Annotated in this window: 25 protein-coding genes; 10 read left to right on the top strand and 15 right to left on the bottom strand. The window is 60.2% G+C overall.

The window, feature by feature from the left end; all coding sequences use genetic code 11:
- Positions 1-47 precede the first annotated feature (47 nt).
- Positions 48-911, bottom strand: a complete 864-nt coding sequence (locus AO240_RS09770) for a universal stress protein (RefSeq protein ID WP_099236369.1) — start codon at positions 909-911, stop codon at positions 48-50.
- A gap of 157 nt (positions 912-1,068) precedes the next feature.
- Between AO240_RS09770 and AO240_RS09765 the strand changes: the two genes are divergently transcribed.
- Positions 1,069-1,671: a tRNA-(ms[2]io[6]A)-hydroxylase gene (locus AO240_RS09765; protein WP_099236368.1), complete on the top strand. Its 603-nt coding sequence runs from the start codon at positions 1,069-1,071 to the stop codon at positions 1,669-1,671.
- Here AO240_RS09765 and AO240_RS09760 read toward each other — a convergent pair.
- On the bottom strand, positions 1,627-2,826 hold the full coding sequence (locus AO240_RS09760) for an MFS transporter (protein WP_099236367.1): 1,200 nt from the start codon (positions 2,824-2,826) through the stop codon (positions 1,627-1,629). The genes AO240_RS09765 and AO240_RS09760 overlap by 45 nt on opposite strands.
- Before the next feature lie 128 nt (positions 2,827-2,954).
- Positions 2,955-4,484: an isopentenyl-diphosphate Delta-isomerase gene (gene idi / locus AO240_RS28920; protein ID WP_256585908.1), complete on the bottom strand. Its 1,530-nt coding sequence runs from the start codon at positions 4,482-4,484 to the stop codon at positions 2,955-2,957.
- 307 nt (positions 4,485-4,791) lie between these two features.
- Between idi and AO240_RS09745 the strand changes: the two genes are divergently transcribed.
- On the top strand, positions 4,792-5,739 hold the full coding sequence (locus AO240_RS09745; protein WP_099236366.1) for a polyprenyl synthetase family protein: 948 nt from the start codon (positions 4,792-4,794) through the stop codon (positions 5,737-5,739).
- Positions 5,740-5,783: 44 nt separating this feature from the next.
- Here AO240_RS09745 and ampC read toward each other — a convergent pair whose 3' ends face one another.
- Complete coding sequence (gene ampC, locus AO240_RS09740; RefSeq protein WP_099236365.1) at positions 5,784-6,926, bottom strand: class C beta-lactamase; 1,143 nt, start codon at positions 6,924-6,926, stop codon at positions 5,784-5,786.
- A 131-nt stretch (positions 6,927-7,057) separates the two neighbouring features.
- Between ampC and AO240_RS09735 the strand changes: the two genes are divergently transcribed.
- Both AO240_RS09735 and AO240_RS09730 read left to right on the top strand, forming a co-directional pair.
- Entirely contained in the window at positions 7,058-7,948 is an 891-nt protein-coding gene (locus AO240_RS09735) for a LysR substrate-binding domain-containing protein (protein ID WP_099236364.1), read from the top strand.
- Between the two features lie 52 nt (positions 7,949-8,000).
- Entirely contained in the window at positions 8,001-9,185 is a 1,185-nt protein-coding gene (locus AO240_RS09730) for a DUF2252 domain-containing protein (protein WP_099236363.1), read from the top strand.
- Positions 9,186-9,214: 29 nt separating this feature from the next.
- Here the strand turns inward: AO240_RS09730 and yghX are convergent, their stop codons facing one another.
- Positions 9,215-10,102 (bottom strand): YghX family hydrolase, encoded by an 888-nt coding sequence (gene yghX, locus AO240_RS09725; RefSeq protein WP_099236362.1) that lies wholly within the window; start codon positions 10,100-10,102, stop codon positions 9,215-9,217.
- A gap of 44 nt (positions 10,103-10,146) precedes the next feature.
- Entirely contained in the window at positions 10,147-10,641 is a 495-nt protein-coding gene (locus AO240_RS09720) for a PaaI family thioesterase (RefSeq protein WP_099236361.1), read from the bottom strand.
- 95 nt (positions 10,642-10,736) lie between these two features.
- Here AO240_RS09720 and AO240_RS09715 point away from each other — a divergent pair, with 95 nt between their 5' ends.
- Complete coding sequence (locus AO240_RS09715) at positions 10,737-11,291, top strand: YceI family protein (RefSeq protein ID WP_256585907.1); 555 nt, start codon at positions 10,737-10,739, stop codon at positions 11,289-11,291.
- Here the strand turns inward: AO240_RS09715 and AO240_RS09710 are convergent.
- The gene (locus AO240_RS09710; protein WP_099236359.1) at positions 11,288-12,178 is read right to left on the bottom strand and encodes a DMT family transporter; all 891 of its coding nucleotides are present in this window, start codon (positions 12,176-12,178) and stop codon (positions 11,288-11,290) included. The genes AO240_RS09715 and AO240_RS09710 overlap by 4 nt on opposite strands.
- Positions 12,179-12,279: 101 nt before the next feature.
- Here AO240_RS09710 and AO240_RS09705 point away from each other — a divergent pair, with 101 nt between their 5' ends.
- Positions 12,280-13,605 (top strand): PLP-dependent aminotransferase family protein, encoded by a 1,326-nt coding sequence (locus AO240_RS09705; protein ID WP_099236358.1) that lies wholly within the window; start codon positions 12,280-12,282, stop codon positions 13,603-13,605.
- A 28-nt stretch (positions 13,606-13,633) separates the two neighbouring features.
- On the opposite strand, the gene AO240_RS09700 is transcribed toward AO240_RS09705, so the two are convergent.
- Both AO240_RS09700 and AO240_RS09695 read right to left on the bottom strand, forming a co-directional pair.
- Entirely contained in the window at positions 13,634-14,065 is a 432-nt protein-coding gene (locus AO240_RS09700) for a nuclear transport factor 2 family protein (protein ID WP_099236357.1), read from the bottom strand.
- Positions 14,066-14,338: 273 nt separating this feature from the next.
- Complete coding sequence (locus AO240_RS09695; RefSeq protein WP_099236356.1) at positions 14,339-16,048, bottom strand: amidase; 1,710 nt, start codon at positions 16,046-16,048, stop codon at positions 14,339-14,341.
- A 772-nt stretch (positions 16,049-16,820) separates the two neighbouring features.
- Here AO240_RS09695 and AO240_RS09685 point away from each other — a divergent pair.
- Positions 16,821-17,141, top strand: coding sequence for a DUF2834 domain-containing protein (locus AO240_RS09685; protein ID WP_099236355.1), 321 nt, complete (start codon positions 16,821-16,823; stop codon positions 17,139-17,141).
- A 66-nt stretch (positions 17,142-17,207) separates the two neighbouring features.
- Here AO240_RS09685 and AO240_RS09680 read toward each other — a convergent pair whose 3' ends face one another.
- The gene (locus AO240_RS09680; RefSeq protein WP_099236354.1) at positions 17,208-18,419 is read right to left on the bottom strand and encodes an MFS transporter; all 1,212 of its coding nucleotides are present in this window, start codon (positions 18,417-18,419) and stop codon (positions 17,208-17,210) included.
- 97 nt (positions 18,420-18,516) lie between these two features.
- Here AO240_RS09680 and AO240_RS09675 point away from each other — a divergent pair, with 97 nt between their 5' ends.
- Positions 18,517-19,338 (top strand): helix-turn-helix domain-containing protein, encoded by an 822-nt coding sequence (locus AO240_RS09675; protein WP_099236353.1) that lies wholly within the window; start codon positions 18,517-18,519, stop codon positions 19,336-19,338.
- A gap of 35 nt (positions 19,339-19,373) precedes the next feature.
- Here AO240_RS09675 and AO240_RS09670 read toward each other — a convergent pair whose 3' ends face one another.
- Positions 19,374-19,880 carry a GAF domain-containing protein gene (locus tag AO240_RS09670; protein WP_099236352.1) on the bottom strand — a complete coding sequence of 169 codons (507 nt, stop codon included), beginning with the start codon at positions 19,878-19,880 and terminating at the stop codon, positions 19,374-19,376.
- Positions 19,881-19,932: 52 nt separating this feature from the next.
- Positions 19,933-21,435: a glycine betaine/L-proline transporter ProP gene (gene proP, locus AO240_RS09665; RefSeq protein WP_058411193.1), complete on the bottom strand. Its 1,503-nt coding sequence runs from the start codon at positions 21,433-21,435 to the stop codon at positions 19,933-19,935.
- A 153-nt stretch (positions 21,436-21,588) separates the two neighbouring features.
- Between proP and AO240_RS09660 the strand changes: the two genes are divergently transcribed.
- Both AO240_RS09660 and AO240_RS09655 read left to right on the top strand, forming a co-directional pair.
- Positions 21,589-22,119 (top strand): GNAT family N-acetyltransferase, encoded by a 531-nt coding sequence (locus tag AO240_RS09660; protein ID WP_099236351.1) that lies wholly within the window; start codon positions 21,589-21,591, stop codon positions 22,117-22,119.
- A 144-nt stretch (positions 22,120-22,263) separates the two neighbouring features.
- A complete protein-coding gene (locus AO240_RS09655; protein WP_058411191.1) occupies positions 22,264-23,667 on the top strand; it encodes an MFS transporter in 1,404 nt (467 codons plus the stop codon).
- Positions 23,668-23,709: 42 nt separating this feature from the next.
- Here the strand turns inward: AO240_RS09655 and AO240_RS09650 are convergent, their stop codons facing one another.
- From AO240_RS09650 to AO240_RS09640, 3 genes are all read right to left on the bottom strand, one after another.
- Entirely contained in the window at positions 23,710-25,002 is a 1,293-nt protein-coding gene (locus tag AO240_RS09650) for a sorbosone dehydrogenase family protein (protein WP_099236350.1), read from the bottom strand.
- Positions 24,999-25,412 carry a DUF2231 domain-containing protein gene (locus AO240_RS09645; RefSeq protein ID WP_099236349.1) on the bottom strand — a complete coding sequence of 138 codons (414 nt, stop codon included), beginning with the start codon at positions 25,410-25,412 and terminating at the stop codon, positions 24,999-25,001. The genes AO240_RS09650 and AO240_RS09645 overlap by 4 nt, the downstream gene beginning before the upstream one ends.
- A 90-nt stretch (positions 25,413-25,502) precedes the next feature.
- Positions 25,503-25,817, bottom strand: a complete 315-nt coding sequence (locus AO240_RS09640; RefSeq protein ID WP_371918613.1) for a hypothetical protein — start codon at positions 25,815-25,817, stop codon at positions 25,503-25,505.
- Between the last annotated feature and the right edge of the window lie 19 nt (positions 25,818-25,836).

The raw sequence follows: 25,836 nt of genomic DNA, 5'->3' as shown, positions 1-25,836 counted from the left end.
GGGTTTGCTGGCTGACAGCACTTTTTTGATGGTTTGAAATTCTTGAGTCAGGCCTTGGTGGCCAGCTCTTCAAGGTGATCCATCAAGGCCTGTGGCTTGAGCACCAGCACGTCGCTTTCCACCGCATCGAGTATCACTTCCGCGGTGTTACCAATCAGTGCCCCCGAAAGCCCGGTGCGCGCCACGGTGCCGATGATGGTCAGCGCTGCCTGCCATTGATGCGCCGCATGCGGGATCAGCACGTCTGCCGGGCCTTCTTCGATGTGCAGGTGCGCGTCATCCACGTCGAACTCAGCCTGAAAAGCCTTGCACTGCTCGCGATAGCGCGCCTCGATGGTTTCCTTGAGCTGAAACGTCGGGTCCGCCGCCGACAGCATCGGCGACGGATGCGCACTGATCACGTGCAGTTGCGCCTTGGCCAGGCGCGCAATATCAAACCCGTGGTCGATGATGGTGTTGTGCAGCGCCTGGTGTTCGCTGTCGCTGTTGCCCACATCAATCGCCGCCAGCACCACTTTGTCGGCCCAAGGCGTCGAGGTTTTCACCAGCAGCACCGGGGTAGGGCAGTAGCGCAGCAGTTTCCAGTCCGCCGGCGTCAACAAGGCCTTTTTCAACGTGCTGTCGGCAACGTGCTGTTTGATCACCAGGCCACAGCCTTCGGCTTGCTGCACGTCGATGATGGTTTCATGCAGGCTGTCATTCCACGCCTGCTCCGTGGTCACGCTGTAGCCAGCTTCGTGCAAGCCGGACTTGAGCTGGCTCAACAAAGCCGAATGCTCGTGTTGCTTGTCGCAGACCAACAAATGCAGGTGCGCGCCGGTGACCCCGGCGATCAGCTTGGCGCGCTTGAGGGCCAGGCTTTCAGGATGCTCGGGCTCGATGACCACGAGGATGCTGCGGATAGCTTGCATGGACTGATCTCCAGAGACGCAAAGGAAGGTGCCTGCAATCACTATAGTTGCTGCCCGCCAGACGGCATGTTGATACACATCACGGCCGGTGGCTGGTGGTCTGCGGCGCGGTCGGTATAATCGGCGATCTTTTGTGACCCTCTTGCCCGTGAGCCCGATGAACCTGCCCGAAATCCACGACTTCCTCGGCTGCCGCACGCCCGACGCCTGGGTACAGGCTGCGTTGGCCGATCAGCCGACCCTGCTGATCGACCACAAGAACTGCGAATTCAAGGCCGCCAGCACCGCGCTGAGCCTGATCGCCAAGTACCACGCGCACGTCGACCTGATCAGTATGATGTCGCGCCTGGCCCGCGAAGAGCTGGTGCACCACGAGCAAGTCATGCGCCTGATCAAAAAGCGCAAAGTCGAATTGCGCCAACTGCATGCGGGCCGTTATGCCTCGGGTTTGCGCAAAGTGGTGCGCAGCCACGAACCGGTCAAACTGGTGGACACGCTGGTGGTTGGCGCGTTTATCGAAGCGCGTAGTTGCGAGCGTTTTGAAGCACTGGTGCCGCATTTGGACGAAGAACTCGGCAAGTTCTATTTCGGTTTGCTGAAAAGCGAAGCGCGGCACTTTCAGGGTTACTTGAAGCTGGCGTACCAGTACGGTGACGCTAAAGACATCGCCCAGGTGATTGAGCGGGTCAGGGCGGCCGAACAGGAACTGATCGAGTCACCCGACACCGAGTTCCGTTTTCACAGTGGCGTGCCAGCCTGACGCCACGGCCAGCCCGAGCAGCGCGGTGATTGCGCTCAACAGCAAGATCACCGTTTGCGTGCCCAGCGGCGCCGCCAGCAGCGCAATCATCAAGCCAGCCAATGGCTGGGCCAGGTTGTTGAGCAAGGTGATCACGCCGACGGTCTTGCCAAAATCCTGCAGCGGAATCACCCGCTGACGGGTACTGCGCAGGTACACGTTAAACATCTTGTCGAAGCCGCTGACCAGCAGGAAACCCACGGTGTAAGCCCATAAGTGGCTGCTGATGGCCATGATCAACGCGCCCGCGGCTATCAGCGAATATGCGAGCCCGCCCATGACCTTCAGCGGCAACGTGGCGCGTGCCAGGTAAAACAGAATGGCGATGGTGACCAGCGCGCCCGCCGCCTGCAGCAGCGCGTAAGCATCGTTGCCCGCAGCAAACTGGCCGGTGACCATCGCGGCAGAAGTGGCCAGCGTCACGCCGATGATCAGGTTCACACCCAACGCCAGCGTGATGATGCGCTTCAACTCGACCACGTTGCGGATATGCGTGAGCGCAATGCGCAGCGGTTGCAGCCAGATACCCTGATGCTGTTCGAAGGTGTGCAGGTTCACCGTGCTGTTGCGCTGCCAAACCCGCATCGCCAGGTCCGCCAGCACAAACAATCCGGCAACCCCCACCACCACCCAGTGCCACGCCCACACTCGCAGCATCAGAGCTGCCAGCAGCGGCCCCAGCACCAGCCCGCTCTGGTCGGCTATTTGTGAGTAGGACAGCGTCTTGGCGTAGGTGTAATGCTTGAAAATATGCGGCATCAGCACTTCGCGGGCCATGATGCCCTGGGTGGTCAACACGCCGCACAGCGCCGACAGCGCGACCAACCAAAACAGACCGTCGAACAGCGCGTACAGGGCCACCGCCAGGCCACACGCCAGCGCCCGGTAGCGCTGGCTGATCTGCAGAATGCGTACCGGCGAAAACTTGTCGCACAAGGCGCCGCACACCGGGAATGCCAGGTAACGCGGCAGCGACTCGACAAAAAACGCCAGCCCGGCCCACGACACACTTTGGGTGGTCTGAAACACCACCAGTGGCACGATGAACAGCAAAATTTGATCCGCCAGCCGCGACAGGAACAGCGAAACAAAGAACGCCAGGTAATCCTTGCGCATACAACTCCCTGGGAATGGCGTTACAGATCGCGGGCAACCGCGTGTGCCGCCTAGCTTGCCACCTGGAATGCGCGCACTTCAATCTGCTCACCTACGCTGAAGTGAGCTGGCGTGGCGGTTTTTTTGCGCTAAACGCCCTTGAAGCGAATTTCCCGGTAACGCGGCACTGCCAGGTGCCAGGCAATGTTGCCGCGCCATTGGTTATGCAGGGCGTGCGCGCACGTCACCACGGCGTGCACTGCTTGCTCGTCATAGCCCAACTCGGCCAGGCGATGGGGCAATTGTGCCTGCGCATCCGAAAATGCATGGGCCCATTGATCAATGCGCCGCGACACTTCGCGAGCAGCCTCATGCGCAGATAAACCCTGGGTGTGCCGCAAATGAGTCAACACGTTATAGGTGTCCTCATCGGGATTTTCCATTATCCGAAACGAGAGTAAATCATTCACCGCTTTGAACAGGTTGAGCGCCAAGCGGCGCAGCTCCTGCCAGGGTTGGCTGTAGTAGAGGGACGACGGCAGGTAAATGTTCTGCGCCCAATAAGTGAATTCCAGGCAAAGCTGAAACCCGCCTGCGTTGCGCCAAAGGCTATCGTAACCTTCTACGCCTGGTTGAGTGTGATGAGTGCGGTGCATCAAAGCGGTGGTGCAGGGTTCCAGGTAATTTGCGTATTGCTGGCCTGCTCGAGCTTTCCAGAGTGGCGGCGCGAGGCGTGCCGCACGGCGAATAATATCGGTGAGCCCAGCGGCCAGCGGACCCTGCGCAGTGGCGGAGCTTGCGAATGCACTGCTATAGACCCCACGGAGCAAATGCTCCAACGCTTGCGGGTCCGTGCAGTCGTCGTCTGCGCTGTCATCCTGGCAACTGAACCAGCCCAAAAGGTCGGACAGAATCAGCAATAGCGCCAGCGGCGCGTCGGGCCACATGTAAGCGGCATACAGGCCGGGCACGTAAATGTCCTGCTGGTGCGTCTCATGTGATGTTTTTTCCAGGCCCATGCGCTTGAGCCATTGACGTGTGCGAAGTTGCACTTCGTCGGCAAAGGGGCTGATCGGGTAATCGGCTTCAGCCAGCCAGCCTGGAAGGTCAAACGCGCTTTCTGACAGAGGCGGCGAATCGGCCAGCCGAGGCTGAGGTGCCCACCCCTTGATGCCCGTCAACCCGGCGCGCAATACCAGTGTGCGCAACCAGATGGTGAAGGTCAGTGGCGCGTTGTGCAGTTCTTGCTGTAACTGCACGGGGTCCACCCAGCGCCAGGCTTTGGCTTCTTCCGGGTTGGCAATGGGGTTGGTGGCGCAGCGGCCTACAAATACATGATCGTATTCATACTCCGTCATGGTGGGTGAAACCTGTTCCTGGTAGACCAGCGTGGAGTGTTGCTCAAGCTCACAGGTCAGGCCCATTTCTTCGAACAGCCGGCGCCGCGCCGCGTCGGCGGTTTTCTCGCCCTGGCGCGGGTGACCGCAGCATGCATTGCTCCACAATCCCGGGGAGTGATACTTAGTGTCTGCCCGTTGTTGCAGAAGCAGCCTGGAGTGCTCATCAAATATGAATATCGAGAATGCACGGTGCAGCAGGCCTTCATCATGCACCTGCTGTTTTCCAGCGAAGCCTGTGGGTTGGTCATTCAGGTCAACCAGAATCAGTACGTCTTCCATATCAGCCTCCCGGGCTATTTATGTCGGACGGTAATGCGGTCCATTTCAAGGGTCTGGGCGTCGCCGAGAGATCAGAGCGTATAGGAATTAACGAGGGAGCTATTGCCCAAAGGTTATATTTTTTCGCTATACGGCTATGATAAAAACCCATGAAAATAAATCTCTCATTGTTCGCCAGTCAACTAGATTCAAGTGGTTAAGGTAAAGGGGTGTCCGCTGCAGTTCCGGTCTTTTACTTCTAGTTAATCCATGTGCCTTTAGGGCGGGTAAATGCGCTTGCCTGACGGGCCCGCTAGAGGCTGACGCAATGACCGGTCCACACGTGTTATCAAGGCAAAAAAATTATAAGGCGGCTGAAGCGCAATGGCGTGAGGCGTTTGACTACCAAGAACAAGTGTCTGGCAAAAAAGTGCGTACGGCCATCGGGTGTGCGCTTGCAGCTGTTTACAAACTCCCGGCCGATCAGACACATGTATTCTGCGAAGCCGTAGAACTTATCAATACCGCCTCGTTGATACATGACGATGTGCTCGACGGCGATCTTGTGCGCCGTGGGCTTCCTTCGGTATGGGCCAAATACGGCGTTGAAATTGCTCTGAATTCGGGTATGTACGGCTACATCGCCAGCCTGCAACGTCTGGCAGAGCTGTCCAATGTGAATATTCTACGGGCCTGCCTTACGAGTCTCGAATACCTGCACGTCGGGCAGCACTTGGATCTGAAATTCAGCAACGGCAGTATTCTGCCGACAATGGCCGAATACACGTTGATTGCTCAGGCTAATACCAGTGGTTTTTTTGTTCTGTTGCTGGAAGTCTGTCAGTGCCTGCGCCCAGTGGATGACGACAGTTACCTGGCGCTCAAGCACCTGCTGCTGGAACTAGGCGTGTATTATCGCTATGTCAACGATTACTGTGATGTTAACCATATTCCGCACTTCGAAAAAAAAGGATTTGCCCCGGACCTTGAGGGCGGCCCAAAGTCTATTTTAATGATTCTTGCCGGTCAGCCATTAGTTAAAGGTAAAAAAACAGACCTGCAAAAACAACAGGTGATAAAAGCCTATGGTCGTGCGGGTGTGTTTGATGCCGCGCTGGCGTTAATAATCGGCACTTACGCTACGCTTGAGGAGCGCTTGCAAGCTATCCGGCATAACCACCCCGAGCACGACATCGCTGCGTTGGTGGAGGTATTGAGTGAACTGCAGTTTCAGCCTGGCCCTGCCGATAATTACTATCTGCAGTGCCTGGCCTGAGGTAGAAAGTTACCACCGCATCGTGCAGCCGCAGCGATCGGTTCTCAAGGAGCCATCGCGCTCAAGATCGCATGCGCCACCTTCACCCGTTCGGCATTCGGGTAGTTTTTGTTCGCCAAAATCACGACGCCCATGTCTTTGCTCGGTACGTAGGCCACATAGGCGCCAAAACCGCTGGTTGATCCGGTTTTGTTATACAAAACGTCAGCCGGTTGCGGCTGGGCGGGCGTCAGCCAGGTAACGGTGTGCGGCTGCATCGCCATTGCGGTGGAATTGCCGTCGAGCAAAGCCTGCAAGGTGATCGGATAAGGGTAACGCTCCCAACCCAGCCCCTGAGTCATGCCATTCACGCTGTAGTAGCCGGCGTGAGTGGTGGCGACGGCTTGTTGCAGAGGCTTTTCCAGGGTGTCGGGGTGCAGGTTCGCGATCACATAGCGGGCCAGGTCCTGCGTGCTGGTCTTGATGCCGTACGCTTCGCCGTCCAATGCGCCAGGGCTTACGCGTACTGGCTTCTGCTGGCTGTCGTAGCCCTGAGCATAGTGGCCGGCCTTGTTCGCGGGCACGCTGAGGTAGGTGTTACTTAAACCGAGCTTCGGCAGCAGGGTCTGCTCCATCAGCACGTTGAAGGGCTGGCCGAGGCTCTGCGCTGCCAGGTAGCCAAACAAGCCAATGCTTGGGTTGGAATAAAGACGCTGAGTGCCGGGCGCGTACGCAGGTTTCCAGTGCTGGTAGTAGGTGAGCATGGTCGCCGCGCTGTCGGCGGTAGCGGGAAACTGCAACGGCAGGCCGCCTGGCGTGTAGGTCGCCAATTGCAGCAGGCTGATGCTGTCAAAAGCACTGCCGGCCAACGCGGGCAGGTGCTGGCTGGCCTTGTCCGAGAGCGTGAGCTTGCCGATGGCTTGCGCGTAACCACCCAGGGTTGCGGTGAAGGTTTTACTCAGCGAACCGACTTCAAACAGCGTGTCTTCGGTAACCGGTTGCTGCGTTTCCCTGGAGGCCACGCCGTAGTTAAAGTATTGCACCTTGCCTTGGTTCACCACAGCGACCGAAAGGCCGGCGATGCCCTGTTGGCGCATCAAGGGTTCAACGCGGCTGCCCACCACCTGGCGCATGTCGGTGGCGGCCGCACAATAGCCGCAACCCAACAGTAATGTTGAAATAAGGGTTTTTTGATAGGTATGTTTCATGCTGGTTGGTTTCCATGTGAGTCATCCCCGACGATCAAAGCCTGCGCAGGCGGGGCAAATCTAGGTGGATTTTGTGCGTGCGGCAAACGATCATATCTCGCACCAGCCATTAGAAAAATTAGGGGTAGCGCATGCTGCGCTCACATCTGCCACTCAACGCCTTGCGTGCATTCGAGGCATCGGCCCGGCACTTGAGTTTTACCCGCGCGGCCATCGAGTTGTGCGTGACCCAGGCGGCCGTCAGTCATCAGGTCAAAAGCCTTGAGGCGCAACTCAATGTCACCTTGTTCAAACGCCTGCCACGCGGTTTGATGTTGACCCGCGAAGGCGAAACATTGCTGCCGGTGCTGCGCGAATCATTTGACCGCATTGCGCATACCTTGGGCCAATTCGAGGGCGGGCATTACCGCGAAGTGCTCACGGTGGGCGCTGTCGGCACCTTCGCCGTCGGCTGGCTGTTGCCACGCCTGCCGGACTTTCAGCGGCGCTACCCGTTTATCGACCTGCGCTTGTCCACCCACAACAACCGCGTCGACGTTGCCGCCGAAGGCCTGGATTACGCGATCCGCTTTGGCGCTGGCGCGTGGCACGGCACCGAAGCCTGCCAATTGCTTGAGGCGCCGCTCACCGTGCTGTGCGTGCCCGCGCTTGCCGAGCAACTGCACACGCCGGCCGACCTGTTGAAACACACCTTGCTGCGTTCCTATCGCGCCGATGAATGGACCCTGTGGTTTCAGGCCGCCGGGTTGCCCGCCGACACCTTGATACCGCGCAACATCGTCTTCGACTCGTCGCTCTCGATGATGGAGGCCGCGTTGCAAGGCGTCGGCGTGGCACTGGCACCGGCGATGATGTTTTCGCGGCAACTGGCGACCGATGTGATTCGCCAGCCGTTCGCGGTGGGTATTACCACTGGCAGTTACTGGCTGACGCGCCTGCAGTCACGGGCCGAAACCTCAGCGATGCTGGCGTTCAAGGGCTGGTTGCAAGAAGTGTCCTGTCATTATTCAGAAACAAAATGAAACATTTGCGCGGAGGCCAGGTTCTACCGTTTCTCCCGTATTGAGTGTGTTCATGAAAATCCCGCGCCCCTCCGACCGCATTCCCCACCTCACGCAATTGCGCAATTTAAAGATGGCGCGCTCTGCCCACGCCTATGTCCGCGGCAGCACCGTGCAGTTTTACGAATGGCTGCACAGCCAATCGGGTCGGCGGCTGCCGCATGGCCCGGCGATCTGGATCTGCGGCGATTGCCACGCGGGCAACCTTGGTCCCACCGGCGACAACAATGGCCGCATCGACATGCATATCCGCGACCTCGACCAAACGGTGATCGGTAACCCGGCGCATGACCTGGTGCGCCTGGCCTTGTCGTTGGCGACCGCCGCGCGCGGTTCGGATTTGCCCGGTGTGACCACCGCGCGCATGCTTGAAGAAATGATGCTGGGCTACGCGCAAGCGTTTAAAGACAAACCCGACGAAGCACCGCCGCGCCCGTCGCAGGTCAAGGCGGGCATGCGCAGTTCGGTAGAGCGAACCTGGAAAAACCTCGCCCGCGAGCGTATCGAAAGTGCCCGGCCGACAATTCCGTTGGGCAAGCATTTCTGGTCGTTGTCACGCGCAGAAAAGAGCGCCCTTGCAACGCTGTGCGCTTCTGAAGACCTGCACCAGTTGGTGACCTCACTCAAAGGCCGCCCCAAAGACGCCAAAGTCGAACTGCTCGACTCGGCTTATTGGGTCAAGGGCTGCAGTTCCCTCGGCCTGTTGCGTTACGCGGCCCTGCTGGGCGTTGGCGACAAGGACGATCAGGAATATTGCCTGATCGATATCAAGGAAGCGGTGGGCGCCGCCGCACCGCGTTCAGCGCGGGCAAAGATGCCGCGCGACAACGCGCGGCGCGTCGTCGAAGGTGCGCGCCAGCTGTCCCCGGGCTTGGGTGAGCGCATGTTGGCGACACGTTTTCTCGATCACGGTTTTTTCATCCGCGAACTGCTGCCTCAGGACATGAAGCTGGAGCTGGATGAATTAAGCGAGATCGACGCGATGCACGCGGCCGGTTACCTGGCACGCGTGGTCGGCATCGCCCACGCCCGGCAGATGGACCGCGCAACCCGCAAGGCGTGGATGGGCGTGCTCCAGGAAAACCGCTCCAGGCAACTGGACGCGCCTTCCTGGTTATGGACCAGCGTGGTGCAATTGGTCGGCAGCCACGAGCAGGGTTACCTCAACCATTGCCGCCGCTACGCACTGGAACACTGAGCCTCAGGTGATGAGCGCTCAACGTGTGCCTAGGCCAGGTATTTGTGGAACCAGCCCAGCGTGCGCTCCCACGCCAGATTCGCCGCCGCCTCGTCATAACGCGGCGTCGAGTCATTGTGGAAACCGTGGTTGGCGCCCTTGTAGATATACGCTTCATACGTAGTGCCGGCGGCCTTCAACGCCTTCTCATACGGCGGCCACCCTTCATTGATACGCGTGTCCAGCTCGCCGAAGTGCAACATGATCGGCGCCTTGATGCGCGGCACGTCTTTGGCTTCGGGCTGACGCCCATAGAACGACACCGCCGCGGCCAATTCCGGATAAGCCACCGCCGCCGCATTGGTCACGCCGCCGCCGTAGCAGAAGCCGGTGATCCCGACTTTGCCGGTGCTGCTGTCGTGGTGCATCAGCCATTCGATGGCCGCAAAGAAGTCGTTCATGAGTTTTGTGGGGTCGACCTTCTGTTGCAACTCCACGCCTTTTTCATCGTTGCCGGGGTAGCCGCCGACGGACGTGAGGCCATCCGGCGCCAGGGCGATAAACCCGGCTTTGGCCAAGCGCCGGGCGACGTCTTCGATGTACGGGTTGAGGCCACGGTTTTCGTGGACCACCACCACCGCCGGCAATTTACCGGCGGCCTTGGCCGGGCGCACCAGGTAGCCGCGTACGCTGCCATTGCCCTTCGGCGAAGGGTAGGTGATGTAGTCCGCGACGATGTCGGGGTCGGTAAATTTAACCTGTTCGGCCAACGCGTAATTGGGGCTCAGTGCCGCCAGCAGCGCCGAGGCGGTGAGGCCACCGAAGGTAAACAGTGCGGCGCGGTCGAGAAATTCGCGACGATTGATCTTGCCATGGGCGTAGCCGTCATAGAGTTCGAGCAGTTCGGGGGCAAAGTCTTTCGCGGTGAGACGAGTCATCGGTGCAATCCTCGATTAGCGGTGACAGTTAATGTAGACCAGGATCAGCCCTCGCGGCGATGCGCGGCGGCGGCCAATTGCGCGGTGTCGACGCGCACGAATACCGAATCGCCAATCGCGGTGAGCACGTCACCCGCATACACCTCGCAGACCACCCGGCTTTTACGTCCTACCTCGCCCTCGACGCGCGCGCGCAGCCTCAGCGTAATGCCCATGGGCGCAGGTTTGATGAATTTGATAGCGAGGTTGCCGGTGACGCAGTCGATGCGCGGCAAACTCCCAGGTTCGCGAAGCTCGGCCCGGTAGTGGTAGGCCATGGCGGTCCAGTTCGAATGACAATCCACCAGCATCGCGATCAGCCCACCATAGACCAGTTCGGGCCAGCCGCTGTATTTTGCCTCGGGTTGATGCTCGGCAATCACATGGACGGCATCGGTGTCCCAACGACTTTTGAGGTGCAGGCCATGCGGGTTGTTGCCGCCGCAGCCGTAACAGATGCCTTCGGGCGCAGCGGTGTCCTGCAGAGACGGGGTGTGCATGCAAAATCCTTTTTGTTCGGAGGCGACTACGCTGTTTGGCAGCGCTCTATTTAGCAGAGCATACGCCTGAGGCGAATAAAATCATGACGCGTCGAATGCCCTTCGTCGTTCTGCTGGCAGTGGCCTGCGGTTGCTTGCCCAGCGCCGGGGCTGTCGAGTACAAAGACGTCAACCGCGCGGCAAGCCAGATCAGCTTTACCTTTCAACAATTCGGGCAACGGGTTTACGGCACCTTCAGCGACTTTGAGGGAAGCCTGGCCTTCGACACGCAAAAGCCCGAGGCGGCGCATGCGTTGCTCAAGATCCAACTCACCAGCATCGATGCTGGCAGCCCGGACGCCAATACCCAGTTGCAACAGCCTGGCTGGTTCGACACCGGGGCCTATCCCGTCGGCGTGTATGAATCCAGCAGTGCTTTAGCGCTGGGCGACAACCGCTACCAGATCATCGGCAACCTGACGATCAAGGGCATTACGCGGCCGGTAAATATTGCGGTGATGCTCAAGGAGCAAAGCGGCATCGGTGTGTTCGACGGCGAGTTCGTGCTCAAGCGCGACGCGTTCAAAATCGGCGAGGGCGAGTGGGCGGGCAACAGCGTGGTGTCCAACGACATCAACATCAAATTCAAGATGGTCGCGCCGCAGCGCTAGCGGGCAAACTTTTTCGCCCCGGCCACGCAGCCGATCACCGCAACTGTCACCAGCAGCATGCCGAGGCTGACGTGTTCATGCAGCAGGCCCGCGGCCAGCGCCAGGCCGAAGAACGGTTGCAGCAATTGCAACTGGCCGACGGCGGCAATACCGCCTTGGGCCAGGCCGCGATACCAGAACACAAAGCCGATCAGCATGCTGAACAGCGACACGTACCCCAGGCTCAGCCACGCCGGCAGGCTGATGCCGGTCAGCGTCGCGGGCGCCATCATCAGGCTCAAGGGCGCTACCACCGGCAGCGACACCAGCAGTGCCCAGCAGATCACTTGCCAACCGCCGAGGTTGCGCGCCAACCGGGCGCCTTCGGCATACCCCAGCCCGCACACCAGCACCGCCAACAGCATGAGCACGTCACCGGCGGGCGCGGCGCTCAAGCCCTGAGCGAAGGCGTAGCCCATCACCAGCAGGCTGCCGAGCATCGAAAACAACCAGAACACCGCGCGCGGGCGCTCGCCGCCACGCGCTACGCCGAATACGGCCGTGGCCAAGGGCAGCAGGCCGATAAATACGATGGAGTGCGCGGAGGTCACAGATTGCAGCGCCAGCGCGGTCAGCAGCGGAAAACCGATCACCACGCCGAGGGCAACCATCGCCAGCGGTATCCATTGAGTGCGCGCCGGGCATTGCGCTTTAAACAGCCGCAGTAGGCAAAGGCCCAACAGGGCGGCGAGGGTGGCGCGGAGCATGGTCAGGAACACCGGGTCAAATTCCATCACCGCCAGGCGCGTGGCCGGCAATGAACCACTGAAAATCACCACGCCGATAAAGCCGTTGATCCAACCCTGTGTGCTGCTGTCCAGAGTATTGAGTGCTGAGGTACGTTTCATGCGGACAGGCTCGATAAGGTAATCGCTGGCGGGGCTTGCACTGAGGCCATCCTAGAGTTGAAAATCAAGACAATCAAAAAATTGTCATGGATACATCGCCTATGCCGCGCGCTCGCTATAAGTCGCTGGTCGACACCTTTGCCGAGGACATTCGCAGCGCCAAGCTGGCGCCCGGCACGCGCCTGCCCACGCATCGGCAACTGGCCGCCGACCACGGCTTGGCGCTCGCCACCGCCAGCCGTGTCTACAGCGAGCTTGAGGCCATGGGCCTGGTGAGTGGCGAGACCGGCCGGGGCACCTTTGTGCGCGAAATTTGGTTGCCGCCGGGGCAGGGCAGCGGGCAGATGAGCGTCGCGAAGGGCTTGCTCGATCTCAACTTCAATTACCCTTCGTTGCCGGGCCAGGCCGAGCTGTTACGCAGCGCTTTACGCCAACTGGCGCTGTCGGGTGACCTCGAAGCACTGCTGCGTTACCAGCCCCATGCCGGCCGCCTGCATGAGCGCGCCGCGTTCGCGCGGCATCTGTTGAGCCGGGGGCTTGGGGTCGAGGCCGAACAGGTGCTGGTGGTCAACGGCGCTCAGCACGGGTTGGCGGTGACCATGATGGCGTTGCTAAAACCGGGTGATGTTATTGCCGTCGACGCACTGACGTATTCGGGGTTCAAGGTGCTGGCCGAAACCCTGCACCTGGAAATTGTCGCGATCCCGGTCACCCCGTATGGCCCGGACCTGGCATTCCTGCAACGTCTGTGTCGTCAGCGCCCGGTGCGTGCCGTGTACAGTATTCCGACCTTGCACAACCCGCTGGGTTGGGTGATGAGTTTGGCGCAACGCGAGCAGTTGGCAGGCATCGCGCGCCACCATCACCTGCTGATTATCGAGGACGCGGCCTACGCGTTTCTGGTTGAGGATGCGCCCCCGCCACTGGCGACAATCGCGCCTGAGCGAACGGTTTACGTCGGCGGTCTTTCCAAGAGTGTCGCCACCGGCTTGCGCGTTGGTTTTGTGGCGGCGCCAGAGGTGTGGGTAAAAGCCCTGGAACGCACCATTATGGCCACTGCCTGGAACGTACCCGGAGTGATGAGCGCGATCGCCGTGGCCTGGATCGAAGACGGCACGGTCGCGCAACTTGAAGCGCAGAAACGCCAAGATGCCCAGGCGCGGCAAGCCTTGGCCGCGCAGGTACTCAAAGGCGTCAATTACATCAGCCACCCGTCATCGTATTTTCTGTGGTTGCCGCTGGGCGAGGATGCGCGCGCCGATCAGGTCGCCATGACGCTACAACGCGAAGGTGTTTCGGTCTCCACCGCCGAGCCGTTTGCCGTCTCCGCGCATGTGCCGCATGCACTGCGCCTGGCGTTGGGCTCGGTCAGTACCGCGGCGTTGCGTGAGGCACTGGTAAAAGTGCGCACAGTGCTGCACGGGTGAGCCGACCACAACGGCTCACCCACACTCATCAGTACTTGTAAGCCTGACGCCCGATCAGCAGCCACTTGCCTTTTTGTTTCTGCCAGACCTGGAAGTTATCAATGTCGGTGGGCACTTCGACGCCGCTGTTCACCGCCAGGGCGTGAAAGTGGTTGCGCACCAGGGCGGTGTCGCCACTCAGGGTGATGGTCTGGTTCTGCATTTCGAGGGTTTTGAAGGTGCTGGTGTGGGTTTCGAGGTCGGCGATAAATTGCGCCTTGTTCTGCACTTTGCCGCTGGAATGGCCGTAGGTCAGCGAGTCGGCGGTCAAGGCATGCAGTTGCTTGAGGTCCAGGTGCAGCATCGCTTGGGTCAGGTGGTCGACGGCTTGAGCGACATCCTTTTCAGCCGTGGCAGGCGCAGCGGCGACGTAGCTTGAGAACAGGCAGAGAAAGCCGATCAATACTTTGACGTTTGGCATGGGTGTTTCCTTATTGTTGTTAGGGCGGATGCGACGATTTGAGTCGTCGTACAACCATGCAATATTTACCGTGGGGAAAGAAAGTTAAATTTCGAAATATCCGGAAATGTATGCAGCTTATGTGGGAGCGGGCTTGCTCGCGATTGCGGTGTGTCAGTTGAAAAATACTTATCTGAGACACCGCAATCGCGAGCAAGCCCGCTCCCACAATTTGACCACGCTCGGCTTGGGAGATTGGGGCGGTTTGCGGGCGCTGCCAAAGCGCGGCCCGCGTTATCCCTTGGCCAGCGCTGGGGTACGCGGTGGGATCAGGCGTTTACTGCCGGTGGCTTCAAACGCACAGGCAAACCGCAGCAGCGCCGAATCATCATAAGCCCGCCCGGCAAACGTCAGGCCTACCGGCATGCCAATGTCCGCCATCACGCCCATCGGCACGGTGACGGTGGGCACGCCCAAATGGCGAATTGCCAGGTTGCCGTTGGCCACCCAGACGCCGTTGCTCCAGGCGATATCGGCCGAAGCTTGGTTGACATCGGCATCCGCCGGGCCAACATCCGCCACGGTCGGGAACAGCACTGCATCCAGCCCCAGGGTGCCCATCCAGTCTTCCAGGTCCAGGCGCCGGGTCTGTTCCAGGCCGCGCAGGCCGTCCGGCAGGCTGCTGATCTGATCCCATGGCGTAATGCCGCGCTCGGCCATGCGCACGTATTGGTCCATGCCTGCGGCCAGGTCGTCTTCGCGATTGGGCAGGGTGCCCGGGTCGTGCGGAAAGATCTTAGGCCCGTCTACATCGGCCAGGCGGTTCAGGCTCGGGTCGTCGTTGGCGCGCAAGAAGTCATCGAAAGCCCAGGCCGACAGCTCCCACAATTCGTCGTGCAGAAATTCCTTCGAGACCAGGCCACGGGTAAACACCGTGGGCGCGCCGGGCCGGTCGCCTTCGCAGTTGGAGACCAGCGGAAAGTCCACCTCGATCACTTCGGCACCGGCGGCTTGCAGTGCCTGGCGTGCGGCTTGCCAGAGGTCGATGACGCTGGCGCGGGTGTTGATGTTTTGCCCGGTCGGCCCGCCGATGCCGGGTTTTTCGCTGGTGCCGGCCTCGGGGTCGGCGTTGATGTACATGCGCGGTACACCAAAACGCTTGCCGGCGAGGGCGTCGCGGTTGACGGCCAATTGCGCGTAGGACGCAGGGCGCACCGAGGCCACGCTCGGGATGGCGACCCAAGGTTGCAGGCGCCACAGGTCGCCGCGTGTGTCGGGGTCTTCGGCGACCACGACATCGAGTACTTCGAGAAGGTCAGCCATGGTGCGCGCGTAAGGCACCACCACGTCCATGGTCGGCGTCAAAGGCCAGTTGCCGCGTACCGAAATCACCCCGCGCGACGGGGTGTAGGCGCACAAGCCATTGTTGGAGGCCGGGCCGCGTCCGCTTGACCAGGTTTCTTCGGCCAGGCCGAAGGCTGCAAAGCTTGCTGCGGTCGCGGTGCCGGCGCCGTTGGATGAGCCGGAGGCGAACGGCGCTGTCAGGTAATCGGCGTTGTACGGGCTTTCGGCGCGGCCATATACACCGCGCTGCATGCCGCCGTTGGCCATCGGCGGCATATTGGTTTTGCCCAGGCAAATGGCCCCGCCGGCACGCAGGCGCTCGATGGTAAAGGCATCGCGTTGCGCGGTCAGCTTGGCGAAGGCCGGGCTGCCGGAGGCTGCCGTCAAGCCTTTTACCAAATAACTGTCTTTGGCGGTGTAGGGAATGCCATCCAATGGCCCCAAGGTTTCGCCTTTGGCACGTCGGGCGTCGGACGCCTCGGCTTCTTTAAGGGCGTCGGTGTTACGCACCACGACGGCGTTCAGCGCGGTCGCGGTTTGCGGGCCGTCATAGGCATCGATTCGCGCCAGGTAGGCCTGCACCAGTTCAACGGCAGTGGTGTGGCCGCTTTCAAGCGCAGCGCGCAATTGAGCAATGGAGACTTCGGTAACTTGCATCACGTTTCTTTAGCCGCCTTCAAGTGGGAGGTATGGCGGCAGTCTACGTACAGATATTTCACAAAACCAGCGCCGGGTAGCTGCGGGAACGCAGCGCATGCCCCTCACCCTTGTGGCGAGCGGGCTTGCTCGCGTTGGGCTGCGCAGCAGCCCCATCAAGATCGCCGGGTTGTTTCAGTGAGGTCGCGGTGGCAGGTTTTGGGGCCGCTGCGCAGCCCAACGCGAGCAAGCCCGNAGCCCGCTCGCCACAGGGTGTGCGCGCAGCAGGGGGTTTGAATTGGGCGATGAGGCAGAGAAACCGTGGAGCGCAGCCTGAGCAGGCATGACCGTTATCAGTGTGGCGAGCGGGCTTGCTCGCGTTGGGCTGCGCAGCGGCCCCATCAAGATCGCTGCGTTGTTTCAGTGAGGTCGCGGTGGCAGGTTTTGGGGCCGCTACGCGCCCCAACGCGAGCAAGCCCGCTCGCCACAGGGTGTGCGCGCAGCAGGAGCTTTGAGTGGGGAGCAGCGGAGGAGAAGTCGTGGCGTGCCGCCTGAGCGGGCATGACCGTTATCAGTGTGGCGAGCGGGCTTGCTCGCGTTGGGCTGCGCAGCAGCCCCATCAAGATCGCTGCGTTGTTTCAGTGAGGTCGCGGTGGCAGGTTTTGGGGCCGCTGCGCAGCCCAACGCGAGCAAGCCCGCTCGCCACAGGTGTGCGCGCAGCAGGAGCTTGGCGAGGTCATTGCGAGGGGGCGGCCTTATCGCTAGGGTAGGGGTCTATTATTTCAAGGAAGAGACCATGCAAAGACCTTATATCGCTCTGGCCGCTTTGCTCGGCTTTTCGCTGTATACCCTGGTAACGATGCTCACGGCCGAGCAGTCGCTATTGGCTTTTGGACGGCAACTGTTGTCGAGGCCGGACACGGCACAGGTGGTGATCGACCTGTACCTGATGGCGGCGCTGGCGTGTGTGTGGATGTATCGGGATGCGCGCAAGCGAGGGCGGTCGGTCGCGTCTGTGGTGCCGTATTGGTTGCTGACGGCAGTGTTCGTTTCGGTGGGACCGTTGTTGTACATCGTCGTTAATGGGTTTGCGTCGCGTCCGAGTACGAACCCCTGACGGTTCGAGCCGGCAAGGGCGCGATCCGTCAGTCGGGTGTCATAAAGAGTGATCGCACCCTTCCGGTTACACGCCTTTGGTCGATGGCAGCAATATCGTCATGATGCCCAGCAGCGGCAGGAACGAACACAGGGTGTAGACGTATTCGATGCCGTGGCTGTCGGCGAGCAGGCCGAGCAGCGCGGCGCCTATGCCGCTGAAACCGAACATCAGGCCGAAGAATATACCGGCGATCATGCCCACATTGCCCGGCACCAGTTCCTGGGCGAAGACCACGATGGCCGAGAACGCCGAGGCGAGGATGAAACCAATCATCACGCTGAGCACGGCCGTCCAGAACAGGTCGACGTAGGGCAGGGCCAAGGTAAAGGGCGCGGCGCCCAGGATCGAAAACCAGATGACTTTCTTGCGCCCGATCTTGTCGCCAATCGGGCCACCGGCGAAGGTGCCGACGGCTACCGCGCCGAGGAACAGAAACAGGTACATCTGCGAGCTGGCGACCGACAACTGGAATTTTTCAATCAGGTAGAAGGTGAAGTAGCTGGTCATGCTGGTCATGTAGATGTATTTGGAAAACACCAACAGCGCCAGCACCACCAGGGCAAACGTCACGCGGCCTTTGGACAAGCCGTGAGTGGCTTTGCCGCCTTGCTTGAGCTTGAACAGGTTGAGGTGGTTGCGGTACCAGCGGCTCAAGCCGTACAGCACCAAAATCGCCAACACCGCGAACACCCCGAACCAGGCGATATGCGTTTGGCCGTATGGAATGATGATCGCCGCCGCGAGCAACGGGCCGAAGGCGCTGCCGGTGTTGCCGCCGACCTGGAAGGTCGATTGCGCCAAACCGTAACGCCCGCCGGAGGCCAGGCGCGCCACGCGTGAGGTTTCCGGGTGGAAGGTCGACGAGCCCACGCCCACCAGCGCCGCCGCCATCAGGATCGCCGGGAAGCTGCCGACAAACGCCAGCATCAAAATACCGATCAAGGTGCACACCATGCCCGCCGGTAGCAGCCACGGTTTGGGGTGACGGTCGGTGTGGTAGCCGATCCACGGTTGCAGCAACGACGCGGTCAGTTGGAAGGTCAGGGTGATCAGGCCGACCAGGGTAAAACTCAGCCCGTAGTTGGCCTTGAGCATCGGGTAGATCGACGGCAGCACGGCCTGGATCAGGTCGTTGATCATATGCGCCACGGCACACGCGCCGAGCACGCGCATGACCAAGGGGCTGATGTGCGGCGTGCTGGTTGCAGCGGCGGGTGAAGCGGACAGGCTCGACATGCAGGCATTCCATACAAGGCAGCGAACAGGGGCAGCGAGTACTTAAGCCCGTTGCCCATTTCATAATGTTTCGGAGTTTATGCTAGATTCGCCGCAAATGCCTGTCTCGCGCAATTCGGGCGGCAACTGTCGCGAAAAGGGCGAAATGATCAAATCACTGGATAAATTTCTGCAGGAGATCGATCAGGGCGACTGGGCTGTCATCAGTTCCGCCACCGACTATCCCGAGAATTGGTTAGTGCCCGACCACAGCCATGAGAAGCACCAACTGCTCTATGCCATCGAGGGCGTGATGGTGGTGCGCTCGGCGCAAAACCAGTGGACGGTGCCGCCCAATCGCGGCTTCTGGATGCCGTGCGGGCAGGTGCATTCGCTGCGTTGCGTCGGCGCGCTGAAAATGCGCAGTGTGTTTGTGCGGCCCGACAGTTTTGCCAACCTGCCCACCGAAACCAAAGCCGTGAGCATTTCAGGATTGCTCAGCGAACTGATCAAGGCCTCCGTGAGTGTGCAACCACCGTACGCCGAGGACTCGCGGGACGCGCGCATCATGCGCCTGATCCTTGACGAGCTGGTCATTTTGCCTGCGTTGCCGTTGTCCTTGCCGCAGCCCGCCGACCTGCGCATCCAGCGTATTTGCCAGGCACTGCAAAGCGACCCCGGCGATGCGTCGACCGTGGCGGATTGGAGTCGCAGGCTTGAGCTTGATCAAAAAACCATTCAGCGCTTGTTTCGCAAGGAAACCGGCCTGACCTTCGGCCAATGGCGCCAGCAGGCGCGGTTGCTGTTGGCGTTGGAACGCATTGCGCTGGGGCAGAAGATTATTGATGTGGCGGTTGAACTGGCCTACGACAGCCCAAGCGCCTTTACCAGCATGTTCAAGAAGCAGTTTGGCAAGACGCCGAGTCAGTTTTTCAGGTAACCGCAGCCTTGCTGCGCCGCGAGGCACGCTGGCGGTCACTGCTCCGCTGCGGTCAGGTTAGCGTAGAAAATGCAGCCGATCAGCCGGGCAAACAGGCTGAGGGTTTCCGGCAGGTTCGGATCTTCGAACAGCATTGCCTTTGAATCCAGCGCACACAGCGCGCCAAACAAGCGACCATCAGGCAGAAAGATCGGCGCGCCAGCGTAGCTCTCGATGGCGAATTGCTTGACCACCGGGCGCGTTGCATAACGGCCATTTTGACTGATTTGAGTGATAAACAGTGCCTTCGGGTTGACGCAAAATTCACTGCACAGCGTGTTTTCAAGGTTGAGCACGTCATCGACATTGATGCCCATTGCCATTGGGTCATGCACCGAGCAAACGATCCATTCCACGTCGGTGAACTTGGCGATGCTGGCGAATCTCATCCCGGTCAGGCGTGTGACCAGTTGCAAAATGCTGGTAGTGGCTTCTATTTCGGCGATAGCGGCACGTTCATCGGCGCTGAGAAGCGAATGTGCTGGGGTGACGCTGGAATTCATGCTTTAACACTCCAAGGGTGTGGCGGGCGGGGGCGCCACGAACCTTCAGGTCCTAATTAATCCGTGGGTGCTGTTGCACCAGGTTTTTACGTTTCGCTTCAAGCTCGGCAATTTCGGCGTCGATGTCTTCAATTTTCTGCTCGATATTGTCATGGTGCTCTTGCAGCAACTCTTTGGCTTCTTCCATGTCCGAAGCCGCCGGCGCCGCACCACGCAGAGGTTTATTCGCAGTTTCCTTCATGGTCAGGCCGGTAATCAAGCCGACTACCGCAAATACCATCAGATAGTAGGCGGGCATAAACAAATCGTTGGTGCTTTCCACCAGCCAAGCCACAGCCGTCGGCGTAATACCGGCGATCAAAACCGACACATTGAACGCGCTGGCCAAGGCGCTGTAGCGCAGGTGCGTGGGGAACATCGCGGGCAGAGTGGACGCCATCACGCCGATAAAGAAGTTGAGGATAATCGCCAGGATCAACAGGCCCGCAAAGATCAAGCCGATCTTGCCGCTGGTGATCAGCATGAACGCCGGAATCGCCAGGAACAGCAGGCCGACGCTACCGGCAATAATGAACGGTTTGCGACCGATCTTGTCGCTGACAAAGCCAATAAACGGCTGCACGAACAGCATGCCGACCATGATCGCGATGATGATCAGTACACCGCTGTTTTCTTCGTAATGCAGGTTGTGCGACAGGTAGCTCGGCATATACGTGAGCAGCATGTAGTACGTCACGTTGGTCGCCGCGACGATGCCGATGCAGGTCAGCAGGCTGCGCCAGTGTTTGGTGGCAACCTCCTTGAACGACACTTTGGGGCCGTGGGTCAGGCCTTCGCGGTCGCCTTGTTCAAGCTTGTCCATGTGTTGCTGAAAGGCTGGGGTTTCTTCGAGTGCGTGGCGCAGGTACAGGCCGATGATGCCCAGCGGCAGTGCCAGGAAGAACGGCAGGCGCCAGCCCCACGCTTCAAATTCGGCTTCGCCCAGCACGCTGGAGATCAGCACCACGACGCCGGCGCCAAGTACGAAACCTGCTATCGAGCCGAAGTCCAGCCAACTGCCGAGGAACCCGCGTTTACGGTCCGGGGCATATTCGGCGACGAAGATCGAGGCGCCGGTGTATTCACCGCCCACCGAGAAGCCTTGGGCCATTTTGCACACCAGCAACAGGATCGGCGCCCAGACGCCAATCGAGGCATAACCGGGTATCAGGCCGATGGCAAAGGTGCTGAGGGACATGATCACGATGGTGGCGGCGAGAACTTTCTGCCGCCCGTATTTATCGCCCAACGCGCCAAAGAACAGGCCGCCCAACGGGCGAATCAAGAAAGGTACGGAGAACGTGGCCAACGCGGCGATCATTTGAACGCTGGGCGAGGCGTCGGGGAAAAACACCTTGCCGAGCACATAGGCGACAAACCCGTACACGCCGAAGTCGAACCATTCCATGGCGTTACCCAGCGCGGCGGCGGTGATCGCTTTGCGCACTTTGGCATCGTCAACAATGGTGATGTCTTTCAAACCGATCGGTTTGACGCTTTTTTTACGTAATTTCATGCGGGCCACTCTAAAACTGAACAGGGGTGGTGCCACCGTCCCGATGGCACCGCTCTGTCACTTCAGATACAACTGCACATGAAATAATTCACCGCTATTTACCTTTTTTTGCAAACGCATTGAACTTCACGGCTTACCCGAGGAATTATCCGAATGGCTGTCACTGCCTCACGCCTGATTTATCGCAAACCTCTGGCCGGTGACGTGCAGCGATTGTTCACGATCTTCGGCGACCCGCAGACTAACGTGTTCAACCCCGCCGGGCCGATCACCACGCTTGCCGAGGCGCAACGCCTGTTGGACCGCTGGCTCGAACAATGGGCCGCCGAAGGTTATGGCTGGTGGGCAATTGCCCGTTGCGAGGCGCCTGCGCACGTTATCGGGTTTGGCGGCGTAGCGCCGCTCAACTACCTGACCGAGCGGCGTATCAACCTCGGCTACCGTTTCGCGGTTGAAGCGTGGGGGCAGGGCTATGCCACCGAAATGGGCCAAGACGCGTTGGCGATGGCGTTCCACACGCTCGGTGTGCCCGAGGTGTTCGGGCTGGTACGGCCCGAGCATGCGGCCTCAATTCGGGTGCTGGAAAAGCTCGGCCTGCAGCGCGTCGGCCTGCTCGATGATGTGCCTCGACAAGCGCCAAGCCTGGTGTTTCGGATTTGTCATCCTATAACCATGTCTGGCTGATCATTTTTACAACCCCGCAATAGCTCGGCGAGCGCCAATCTTTGCGATTGACAGCGCTTAGGCAGCCCGCTATAAAAGTGGCAGTTGTACGACGACATATGACGTTACATATGTCTTATCTAACAAAAATAAAAAAGTGATGCCATGAACCTGAGTGAGCCCATCAACGCCCATCGCGTCGGCCAGGCCGTCGGCAACTATCGCTGGACTATCTGCGCGATGTTGTTTTTTGCCACCACCGTCAACTACCTCGACCGCCAGGTGCTTAGCCTGTTGGCGCCGCAGTTGTCGACGCAATTTGGCTGGAGTAACACCGACTACGCCAACATTGCGGCGGTGTTCCAGTTTGTCTACGCGATTTCAATGCTGTTTGCCGGACGCTTTGTCGACAAGATCGGTACCAAGGCTGCCTATGTGGTGGCGATTGCCATCTGGTCCACCGGCGCGATCATGCACGCGTTCGCCGTGCCGATGGGCGAGGGCATCGCTGCCGTCAGCGGCGCGATTGGCTTGGCGGTGATCCCGGTGTCGATTGCCGGCTTCATGCTCTCACGCGCGGTGCTGGCGATTGGCGAGGCGGGGAACTTCCCGATCGCGATTAAGGCCACCGCCGAATACTTCCCCAAAAAAGAGCGTTCGCTGGCCACGGGTATCTTCAACTCGGGCGCTAACGTGGGGGCGATTCTGGCGCCGATCTGCGTACCGTTGATCGCTGGCCTGTGGGGCTGGGAAGCGGCGTTCATGGTCATCGGCATGCTCGGGTTCGTGTGGGTGGCGGTGTGGTCGGCGCTGTACCAGAAACCCGAGGATCAAAAACGCCTCTCGGCCGAAGAACTTGCCTACATTCGCAGCGACCAAAGCGTACAGCCGGTTACGCCTGCACCGGCCGGCGCGGCGCAGAAAAAAGTCTCGTGGTTCAAGTTGCTCACCTACCGCCAGACGTGGGCGTTTGCCTTCGGCAAGTTCATGACCGACGGCGTGTGGTGGTTTTTCCTGTTCTGGCTACCGACCTATTTGTCGGCGCAATACGGCATGAAAGGCCCGGACATCGTGATGCCGCTGGCGGTGCTGTACAGCATGACCATGGTTGGCAGTATCGGTGGTGGCTGGTTCCCGAGCTATTTCATGGCGCGCGGCGATGCACCGTATGACGGGCGCATGAAGGCGATGCTGGTGATCGCGCTGTTCCCGTTGGTGGTGTTGCTGGCGCAGCCGTTCGGCTATATCAGCTTCTGGGTGCCGGTGCTGTTGATCGGCGTGGGCGCTTCGGCGCATCAGGCGTGGTCGTGCAACATCTTCACCACCGTGTCTGACATGTTCCCGCAAAAAACCGTGGCCTCGGTGGTTGGCATCGGCGGCATGGCGGGTGGTTTGGGCGGTGTGGTGATGACCAAGATTGGCGGGTGGGTGTTTGACTACTACAAGTCAATCAACGACATCCACACCGGCTACATGATCATGTTTGCGATTTGTGCGTTGGCGTATCTGGTGGCCTGGAGCGTGATGAAAGCGCTGGTGCCACGCCACAAGGAAATTACTGACCTGTAAATAGAAGCGCCGGAGCGGGCACGCCGCTCCGGCCGCAAAGGTTCAGCGGTTACGCGTCACCCGCCACACGGTGTTGGCCAGGTCGTCGGCGATAATCAGTGCACCTTTAGGGTCCACCGTCACCCCCACCGGGCGCCCGCGCGTCTTGCCGTCATCGCCGCGAAAGCCGGTGGCGAAGTCAATCGGTTCGCCCGCCGGTTTACCGTTGCTGAAGGGCACAAAGATGACTTTGTAGCCCACCGGGTTTTCACGGTTCCAACTGCCGTGCTCGCCGACGAATACACCGTCGGCAAATTTCTCACCCATCTCGGGTATCGAAAAGTCCACGCCCAGCGCAGCGACGTGGGAGCCGAGGCTGTAATCGGGCTTGATCGCAGCCGCGACTTTCGCCGGGTTCTGCGGTTGCGCGCGGCTGTCGACATTCTGGCCCCAATAGCTGTAAGGCCAGCCATAAAACGCGCCTTCACGCACCGAGGTCAGGTAATCCGGCACCAGGTCGGGGCCGAGTTCATCGCGCTCGTTGACCACCGTCCACAGTTGCCCGGAACCCGGTTGAATGGTCAGCGCCGTCGGGTTGCGCAGGCCGGTAGCATAGGGCTTGTGCGCGCCGGTGGCGGCGTCGATCTGCCAGACCATGGCGCGGTCGATTTCGACTTCCATGCCGCGCTCGGTGACGTTGCTGTTGGAGCCAATGCCCACGTAAAGCTGGCGCCCATCCGCGCTCACGGCCAGCGACTTGGTCCAGTGGTGGTTGATCTGCGCCGGCAAGTCGGTGACTTTGGTCGGTGCACCGCTGGCTTTGGTCTGGCCGTCGGTATAGTCGAAGCGCACCAATGCATCCTGGTTGGCGACGTACAGTTTGCCGTCGGCAAATGCCAGGCCGTACGGCGCGTTGAGGTTCTCGGCGAACACGGTTTTCAACTCATACGTGCCGTCACCGTCGGCATCGCGCAGCAGGGTCAGGCGGTTGCCACCCTTGACCTTGGTGTTGCCTTCGGCCTTGATCACGCTGGCGATCACATCTTTGGGCTTGAGCTTGGCCGCGCTGCCGCCACGCCCTTCGGCGATCAGAATGTCGCCGTTGGGCAATACCAGGGTTTGGCGCGGAATGGCCAGGCCGGTGGCGATGGCGGTCACGCTGTAGCCTTCGGGCACCTTGGGTTTTTGCTCGCCCCACGGCGTCGGCTCGGCGATTTTCATGCTCGGCAGCAGGCTGCTTTGTTGCTCCGGCAATTTAGGGTCAGGCCCGCGAGCCTGGTTCTTGTCGCCTTCGCCACCACAGGCACTCAGCAACAGCGCAGCGCTGAGTAAGGTCAATGTGCTCGACGTTTTCATTTGGCACCTCCGCGCAGGCCAGTCCAGGTTGCCGCCAGTGTCAGCAGCGTGACGACGACTGACAGCACCAAGCCGGTCGGCATGGCGGCGTACGCGTCTTTGGCGTGTTGGAAGGCGTTAACCAGGCCGAGAATCCAGGTGGCCAACAGCAGCAAAAAATACACCACGGGTTGCCCCGACTTGCGTTCGGCACGCACCAGATTGACCAACGCAAACAGCAGCGCAAATCCACAGAACACCAACGCACCGGCAATCAGCCAAGAGGCAAAGTTAGCCCACTGAATCTGGAAAGTCTGGGTATAGGCGATGTCGCTGATCAGGGCACCGAGAAACAGCGGCACGGTACCGGCCAGCAAGGTCGCGTGCAGCGGACCCGGCGTTGAGGTTTGGTAGACGGGAAGGGTGGTCATGGGATGGCAACTCCTTGTTTATACAACGCCCCTGGGGTTGGGGCAGCGCATAGGAAAGGAGCGCAGCGTTTGAAAGAAAGTTCACCGTGGTTACGTATCGAAATGTGTTTCGTACCAACCGGCGTACGGCGTGTTAGCCACCTGGCGGCGGTTGAAGTCCGGGCTGCCGTCGTCCCACCACACCGGGCCTCGTTCGCCCAATGCAACCTTGGCGGCCTGCACGCGGCGCCGCGCATCCTTCAACGCGCTCGCGTCGCTTGAGGCTTTGGCGGCTTTGACCGAGCGGCGCGCGTCCATCAATTCGTTAACCCAGTGCTGGCGCAGGCTTTCTTCCAGTGCGGGGTTGGTCGCGCGCCATAGCTGGCCCTTGACCACGAAGTAACGGCCATCCGGCGTGTTAATCATGGTGCCAACGGGCCACGCG

This window comes from Pseudomonas sp. ICMP 460 (genome assembly GCF_002723595.1).
GTDB lineage: Bacteria > Pseudomonadota > Gammaproteobacteria > Pseudomonadales > Pseudomonadaceae > Aquipseudomonas > Aquipseudomonas kitaguniensis.
Note: the sequence above shows the minus strand (reverse complement) of the source record. Positions and strands in the feature narration are given on the sequence as shown.

Excerpts from the sequence above, each read along its gene's own strand:
- AO240_RS09770 (WP_099236369.1), bottom strand. The coding sequence starts at position 911 with ATGCAAGCTATCCGCAGCATCCTCGTGGTCATCGAGCCCGAGCATCCT.
- AO240_RS09765 (WP_099236368.1), top strand. The coding sequence starts at position 1,069 with ATGAACCTGCCCGAAATCCACGACTTCCTCGGCTGCCGCACGCCCGAC.
- AO240_RS09760 (WP_099236367.1), bottom strand. The coding sequence starts at position 2,826 with ATGCGCAAGGATTACCTGGCGTTCTTTGTTTCGCTGTTCCTGTCGCGG.
- idi (WP_256585908.1), bottom strand. The coding sequence starts at position 4,484 with ATGGAAGACGTACTGATTCTGGTTGACCTGAATGACCAACCCACAGGC.
- AO240_RS09745 (WP_099236366.1), top strand. The coding sequence starts at position 4,792 with ATGACCGGTCCACACGTGTTATCAAGGCAAAAAAATTATAAGGCGGCT.
- ampC (WP_099236365.1), bottom strand. The coding sequence starts at position 6,926 with ATGAAACATACCTATCAAAAAACCCTTATTTCAACATTACTGTTGGGT.
- AO240_RS09735 (WP_099236364.1), top strand. The coding sequence starts at position 7,058 with ATGCTGCGCTCACATCTGCCACTCAACGCCTTGCGTGCATTCGAGGCA.
- AO240_RS09730 (WP_099236363.1), top strand. The coding sequence starts at position 8,001 with ATGAAAATCCCGCGCCCCTCCGACCGCATTCCCCACCTCACGCAATTG.
- yghX (WP_099236362.1), bottom strand. The coding sequence starts at position 10,102 with ATGACTCGTCTCACCGCGAAAGACTTTGCCCCCGAACTGCTCGAACTC.
- AO240_RS09720 (WP_099236361.1), bottom strand. The coding sequence starts at position 10,641 with ATGCACACCCCGTCTCTGCAGGACACCGCTGCGCCCGAAGGCATCTGT.
- AO240_RS09715 (WP_256585907.1), top strand. The coding sequence starts at position 10,737 with ATGCCCTTCGTCGTTCTGCTGGCAGTGGCCTGCGGTTGCTTGCCCAGC.
- AO240_RS09710 (WP_099236359.1), bottom strand. The coding sequence starts at position 12,178 with ATGAAACGTACCTCAGCACTCAATACTCTGGACAGCAGCACACAGGGT.
- AO240_RS09705 (WP_099236358.1), top strand. The coding sequence starts at position 12,280 with ATGCCGCGCGCTCGCTATAAGTCGCTGGTCGACACCTTTGCCGAGGAC.
- AO240_RS09700 (WP_099236357.1), bottom strand. The coding sequence starts at position 14,065 with ATGCCAAACGTCAAAGTATTGATCGGCTTTCTCTGCCTGTTCTCAAGC.
- AO240_RS09685 (WP_099236355.1), top strand. The coding sequence starts at position 16,821 with ATGCAAAGACCTTATATCGCTCTGGCCGCTTTGCTCGGCTTTTCGCTG.
- AO240_RS09680 (WP_099236354.1), bottom strand. The coding sequence starts at position 18,419 with ATGTCGAGCCTGTCCGCTTCACCCGCCGCTGCAACCAGCACGCCGCAC.
- AO240_RS09675 (WP_099236353.1), top strand. The coding sequence starts at position 18,517 with ATGCCTGTCTCGCGCAATTCGGGCGGCAACTGTCGCGAAAAGGGCGAA.
- AO240_RS09670 (WP_099236352.1), bottom strand. The coding sequence starts at position 19,880 with ATGAATTCCAGCGTCACCCCAGCACATTCGCTTCTCAGCGCCGATGAA.
- proP (WP_058411193.1), bottom strand. The coding sequence starts at position 21,435 with ATGAAATTACGTAAAAAAAGCGTCAAACCGATCGGTTTGAAAGACATC.
- AO240_RS09660 (WP_099236351.1), top strand. The coding sequence starts at position 21,589 with ATGGCTGTCACTGCCTCACGCCTGATTTATCGCAAACCTCTGGCCGGT.
- AO240_RS09655 (WP_058411191.1), top strand. The coding sequence starts at position 22,264 with ATGAACCTGAGTGAGCCCATCAACGCCCATCGCGTCGGCCAGGCCGTC.
- AO240_RS09650 (WP_099236350.1), bottom strand. The coding sequence starts at position 25,002 with ATGAAAACGTCGAGCACATTGACCTTACTCAGCGCTGCGCTGTTGCTG.
- AO240_RS09645 (WP_099236349.1), bottom strand. The coding sequence starts at position 25,412 with ATGACCACCCTTCCCGTCTACCAAACCTCAACGCCGGGTCCGCTGCAC.
- AO240_RS09640 (WP_371918613.1), bottom strand. The coding sequence starts at position 25,817 with ATGATTAACACGCCGGATGGCCGTTACTTCGTGGTCAAGGGCCAGCTA.